Annotated in this window: 5 protein-coding genes and 1 pseudogene; 5 read left to right on the forward strand and 1 reads right to left on the reverse strand. The window is 72.6% G+C overall.

Translation table 11 applies throughout. The annotated features are described in order from the left end of the window. The first annotated feature begins 221 nt into the window (after positions 1 to 221). The 4 genes from ACLU3S_RS35390 to ACLU3S_RS35405 all read left to right on the forward strand — a co-directional run bounded on the left by ACLU3S_RS35390 (position 222) and on the right by ACLU3S_RS35405 (position 2,611). On the forward strand, positions 222 to 641 hold the full coding sequence (locus ACLU3S_RS35390; protein WP_413956070.1) for a phage holin family protein: 420 nt from the start codon (positions 222 to 224) through the stop codon (positions 639 to 641). Then, a complete protein-coding gene (locus tag ACLU3S_RS35395) occupies positions 638 to 1,162 on the forward strand; it encodes a DUF3618 domain-containing protein (RefSeq protein WP_413956071.1) in 525 nt (174 codons plus the stop codon). Before ACLU3S_RS35390 ends, ACLU3S_RS35395 begins: the two co-directional genes overlap by 4 nt. A 94-nt stretch (positions 1,163 to 1,256) precedes the next feature. Then, on the forward strand, positions 1,257 to 1,859 hold the full coding sequence (locus tag ACLU3S_RS35400) for a helix-turn-helix domain-containing protein (RefSeq protein ID WP_413956072.1): 603 nt from the start codon (positions 1,257 to 1,259) through the stop codon (positions 1,857 to 1,859). A 14-nt stretch (positions 1,860 to 1,873) separates the two neighbouring features. Continuing rightward, on the forward strand, positions 1,874 to 2,611 hold the full coding sequence (locus ACLU3S_RS35405) for an SRPBCC family protein (RefSeq protein WP_413956073.1): 738 nt from the start codon (positions 1,874 to 1,876) through the stop codon (positions 2,609 to 2,611). Positions 2,612 to 2,623: 12 nt separating this feature from the next. On the opposite strand, the gene ACLU3S_RS35410 is transcribed toward ACLU3S_RS35405, so the two are convergent. Further along, on the reverse strand, positions 2,624 to 4,450 hold the full coding sequence (locus ACLU3S_RS35410; protein ID WP_413956074.1) for an endonuclease/exonuclease/phosphatase family protein: 1,827 nt from the start codon (positions 4,448 to 4,450) through the stop codon (positions 2,624 to 2,626). A gap of 266 nt (positions 4,451 to 4,716) precedes the next feature. Here ACLU3S_RS35410 and ACLU3S_RS35415 point away from each other — a divergent pair. Further along, a pseudogene (locus ACLU3S_RS35415) lies at positions 4,717 to 5,626 on the forward strand (hypothetical protein); the annotation flags it as partial.

The following is a 5,626-nucleotide window of genomic DNA, read 5'->3' on the forward strand; positions in this document are numbered from 1 at the left end:
CGCGGTCGGGGCGCCGGCCGAGTTGGGGCCGGACGCGGAGCCGGGGGTGCCCGAACTCGTCGCCGAGGCAGCCCTGTTGCAGGCGCGGCTGGACTGGTTCCAGAGCCAACTGGCGCGTCTCGGCGAGCGCCGGCCCGGGGGCGGAGAGCAGGGCTAGACGACGGCTAACGGTCTTCGGCCCGGGTACCCGGACGTTCCGTACGGAGAGGAGGCGGAACACCGTGACCGTGACCTCGCACGCACGGCCCGCAGCCGACGGACACCCCTCCACCGGGGAACTCGTCGGCCGGGCCACCGAACAGCTCTCCCGGCTGCTGCGGCAGGAGGTCGCCCTGGCCAAGGAGGAGCTGACCGAGAAGGGGCGGCGCGCCGGCCGCGGCGGCGGCCTGCTCGGCGCCGCGGGCGCCGTCGCCTACGTGGGACTGATCGCGCTGGCCGGTGCGGCCACCGCCGCCCTCTGGCTGACGCTGCCCGGGTGGGCGGCGGCGCTCGTCGTCGCGGGCCTGCTGTTCGGCGTGGCCGGTGTGCTGGCCATGGCCGGGCGGGCGCAGTTGCGCCGCGCCGGGCCGGCCGCACCCGAGGCGACGCTCGGCAGCGTCAGGGCGGACGTCGACGCGATCAGGGAAAGGGCACACCGATGACGCACAAGATCCCGCACCGCTCGGGCGCCAAGGGCCCCGACGAACTGCGGCAGCAGATCGAGCACACCAGGAGCCAACTCGGCGACACCGTCGCACAGCTGATGGACCGGGCCGACGTCAAGGGCCGGGCCCGCGCGCGGGCCGCCGACCTGCGGGACAAGGCCGGCGCGATGACCGTGCAGCTGCGGGCGAGCGCCGCCCAGGCCGGGCACGCGGTGCAGGACAAGGCCGCCAGGACCGGCCACGTGATGCAGGGCCGTGCGACCCACGCCGGGCATCTGATGCAGGACCGGGTGGCCCACGCCGGGCATGCCGTGCAGGACCGGGCGAGCCGGGCCGGGCACGTCGGCCACCACCGGGCCGGGCATGCGGGGCACGGCGTCCAGGACGCCGTGCCGCAGCCGCTGCGCGGCGCGGTGCGCGCGGGCATGCGCCACCCGGGGCCGGTCATCGCCGTGGGCGTGCTGGGTGCGGCCGCGGTGGCGGCGGGCGTCGTCTGGAGCAGGCGGCGCTGCCACTGACGGCGAGCCCGCCACGACGGGTGCTCCGTGCCACCCTCTCACCGAAAACTCAGTCCGTCTGGACAAAAAAAGTTTTCGGTGGGAGGGTGGACGCATGCTGGACGTGACCGTGATCGAGGACCCCGAGGCGGCCGTCGTGTCGCTGGACCCGGTGCGGGCCCGGCTGCTCGCCGAGCTGGCCGCCGCACCCGCGTCGGCGGCGATGCTGGCCACCAGGGTCGGACTGCCTCGGCAGAAGGTGAACTACCACCTCAAGGCGCTGGAGCGGCACGGCCTGGTCGAGCTGGCCGGCGAGCGCCGCAAGGGCAATGTCACCGAGCGGCTGATGCGCGCGACCGCGGCGTCGTACGTGATCTCGCCGGCCGCCCTGCCCGCCGTGCAGCCCGATCCGGACCGCTTCCGCGACCAGCTCTCGGCGCGCTGGCTGCTCGCGCTCGGCGCCCGCCTGGTGCGGGACGTCGGCGTGCTGATCACCGGCGCCGCCCGGGCCCGCCGGCGGCTGGCGACCTACGCGCTGGACGGCCAGGTCCGCTTCGCCTCCGCCGCCGACCGCGCGGCGTTCGTGCAGGAGCTGACGGCGGGCGTGAGCGCCCTCGTCCGCAAGTACGACGCCCCCGACGCCGAGGAGGGCCGCGACCACCGGATCGTCGTCGCCCTCCACCCCACGGTCAAGGAACCACCCTCCCCAGACAGCTGAGCAGGAGCCCCGACATGTCCAAGGAATTCGAGATCGTCCGCGAGTTCGAGGTCGACGTCCCGCCCGAGAAGGTGTGGGAGGCCGTCACCACCGGCACCGGTGGCTATCTGTGGCCGATGGACCCGCCCGAGCCCCGGGAGGGCGGCCGGGGACCCTTCGGCTCGACGGTCACCGCCTGGGACCCGCCCCGCCGCTACACCAACCGCAGCGAGAACACCGGCATGCCCACCCAGTCGCTCAACCAGCTCGACTACACGATCGAGCCCCGCGACGAGGGCCGCCGCGCCTGCGTGCGCTACGTGCACAGCGGCATCTTCACCGACGACTGGAACAACCAGTACGACGGCGCGAGCAAGCACACCAACTTCTACCTGCACACCCTGTGCGAGTACCTCACCCACTTCGCGCCCCGCCCGGTGGCCTTCGCCCAGCTGAACGGGCCCGCCACGTCGCAGAACACCGAGGCGCTCGCCGCCGTCGGCCGGGCGCTCGGCCTGGCGGACGAGGCGGCCGCCGGCACGAAGGTGAGCGTGCGCGGACCCGGCGGCCGGACCCTGGACGCCGTGCTCGACTACCGCAACCCGTACTTCATCGGGCTGCGCACCGAGGACGCCCTCATCCGGTTCTTCGGGCGCGGCCACTGGGGCGCCCCGCTCGGCATCAGCGTCCACGACTTCGCGCCGGACGCCGGCGCCGCGGCGAACGAGAGCGCCTGGCAGGACTGGCTGAACGGCGTGTTCGGCCAGTCCTGAACCGGAGGCCGCCTACGGGTGGAAGCGCAGCACCTGCGGGTCGTGGTCGCTGATCTGGTCGTTGAACTCCGAGTTGATGTGCACGCTGTCGTACTCGAAGTCGCAGCCGCGCCGGATCGCCGGGCTGATCAGGATCTGGTCCAGGACCTGCTCGTTGCCCTGGTAGTCGTAGGTGTAACGCTCGCTCTTCGGCAGCGACTTGATCGCCGACCACAGCGCGCCGTCGCCCTCCAGGATCTTCGCCGTGCCGGAGAACTCGAAGTCGTTCATGTCGCCGAGCGCGATGACGTCCGCGTTCTTCTGCACGGCCAGCAGGTCCTTGACGAACGCGTTCACCGCGGTCGCCTGCGCGTGCCGCTGGATCTCCGAGCTGCGCGTCGGCGGCTGGTACTGCGCGGTCAGCCCCTGGTCACCGCCCTTGGACGTCAGGTGGTTGGCGATCACGAAGACGGTCTTGCCGCGGAAGACGAACTGGCCGGCCAGCGGCTTGCGGCTGTCCTTCCAGGCCGCGTTCCCCGGGTCGATCCGGCCCGGGGAGAGGGTCAGCTCGGCCTTGCCGTGCTCCTTGGTGACGCCGACCGCCGTGGTGGAGTCGCCGCCCGGCCGGTCCACGAAGGACACCCGCTGCGGGTTGAACAGGAACACCTGGCGGATGTTGCCGCCCGGCTCGCCGCCGTCCTGGTCGTTGACCGGGTCGATCCCGCGCCAGTCGTACTTCGGGCCGCCGGCCGCGACGATCGCGTCGATCAGTTTGTTCACCGTGACGCTCGCGTCGACCGTGCCGTCGTCCGTGGCGCCGTTGTCGTCCTGGATCTCCTCCAGGGACACGATGTCCGGCGACTGCAGGTTGTGCACGATCGCGGAGGCGTGCTGGGCGAAGGTGTCGTCCGACGGGTCGAGGTTCTCGACGTTGTAGGTCGCCACCGCGAGCTCGCGGCTCGACTGCTTCCGCGTCGTCTCGCGCTGCAGGCCGGCGCTCTTCAGCGAGCCGAGCTCGCTCGCGACCAGCGTGTAGCCGCCGTACTGGTTGTAGTCCAGCGGGCCGGTGGTGGCGCCCTCCAGGGTGTCGCCGACGTTCGCCTTCGGGAAGTCGGCCGTGGAGCCCAGCGACTGGATCTGCAGCCGGCCGGTGTTCTGGGAGTCGTAGGAGCCGTAGACCGTGCCGCCGCGGCGGTTGCGGTGCTCCCACGGCTTCACGGTGACCCACAGCTCGCTGTAGGGGTCGGTCGCGGTGACCACGCGGGCATTGGCGACCTGGACGTTCATGCCCTCCAGGGACTCGTAGTAGTCCAGGGCGTACTTCGACGGGTCGAGGGGCAGGCCGTTGATCGAGCCGGCGGCGGCGGTGTCGCCCTGCGCGGTGTACGCGCCCGGCACCGACGCGGCGTCGATGACGACCGGGGCCGGCACCGCGTTGCCGGTGGAGACGGTGGTGACCACCGGCTTGGTGATCTCCGTCAGCGACTGGTTGCCGGTCGAGGCGCCGCCCGGGACGTACTCCGAGACCGTGCCGGTGACCTGCACAAAGTCGCCGACCGCGACCTTCGGAGTGGAGCTGGTGAAGACGAACACGCCCTCACTGGTGGCCGGGTTGTCGTCCGGGTCCGGGTCCTGGAGCCAGAAACCTCTGGAGGAGCCGTACGTGCGCGTGGCCGTGACGATGCCGGGCACGTCCGCGACCTTCTGGCCCGCGTACGGCGATATTCGGGTGGTGCCCTGGATGTCGTGGATGCGCACCGAGTCGGCGTGCGCGGGGGAGGTGAGGACGACGGCGGACGCCGCGCTGCAGACGGCGGCGACGGTGAGCGCGGCGAGACGCGCGGAAGACCTGCTCGGCAAGGGTTCCCTCCGGGGACGTACGTGAGCGCCGGGACGAGGGTGGTGCTTGAGCGTGCGGGGCTCGTAGCCCTCCGTGACACGCGTAGAGCCGAGTGAACAGTTGTCCCCCCAACTTCTACGCGCGTCAATCTCCAGCCTGGGCCGGGCAGTTGTCAAGGTTTCGGCCATGTACGGCGGCTGACGGCGAGATGAACCGGGCGGCATGGGTGGAAATCCGTCTAGGCTGAGCGGCTGAGCCCGTTTCACGGTCCGAGGAGAACCAGCCGATGTCAGACAGCTCCCCCCTGCCGCCCGTACGGCTGCACCCCGAAGCGGAGCTGGCGCGCGCCGCGCTGTCCACCCCCCTGCTCTCGCGTGCCGTCCGTCTCGCGCGCTGGGCCGGACCCGAGACCCGCGTGGACGCCGGCGGCGGCCTGGCCGAGGAGCAGCTTGGGGCCGCCGCCGAACTGCTCGGCCTACGCGGCGACGACGCCGCCGCGTACGCGAGCGAGGCCTGGCGGGTCGCCGTGGACACCGGTCTGGTCGGGATCGTCGACGAGGAGGCCGGGACCGTCCGGGCGGGGGAGGAGCTGAAGCTGCTCACCGGCGGCTCCCCGCACGACGTGCTCACCGTGTGGCTCGCCGCCCTGGAGGCCGTCCTCGCCGACGCGAGCGTGCCCGACCTCGACGGCCTGGCCGACGCGATCGGGGAGGACGGCAAGGTCGATTTCTCGTCGCTCGACTGGAATCCGCAGGCCGAGGCCGAGTTCCTCGACGGCGTCCTCGCCAACCTCTACCTGCTGACGGTGAGTGAGGGCGCGGGCGAGGGGCCCGTCCCGCTGCCGGCGCTCGCCGCCTCGATGATCCTGCCCGACGGCATGGGCGAGCCCAGCAACGACGTCCTGGAACGGGTCTCCGACGCGATGATGCGCCTCGACGCGCAGTTCCGGATGCTGGAGCCGGCCGGGCTGGTCGAGTACCGGCCGGTGGACGAGGCGCTGATCGCGGAGGCGGAAGGGGGCGAGGGCGCCGAGGAGCTCGCCGCGGCGGTGGACGACACCGACGTCGCCCGCTACGGCATGGTCCGGCTCACCCCGCTCGGCGCGTACGGACTGCGCGCGCGGCTGCTGGAGGCCGGTTTCGAGGCGCCGGCCGTCGGCGAACTCGCCGACAAGGGCGCGGACGCGCTGCTCGACG

It is taken from the genome of Streptomyces sp. AF1A, from assembly GCF_047340315.1.
GTDB lineage: Bacteria > Actinomycetota > Actinomycetes > Streptomycetales > Streptomycetaceae > Streptomyces.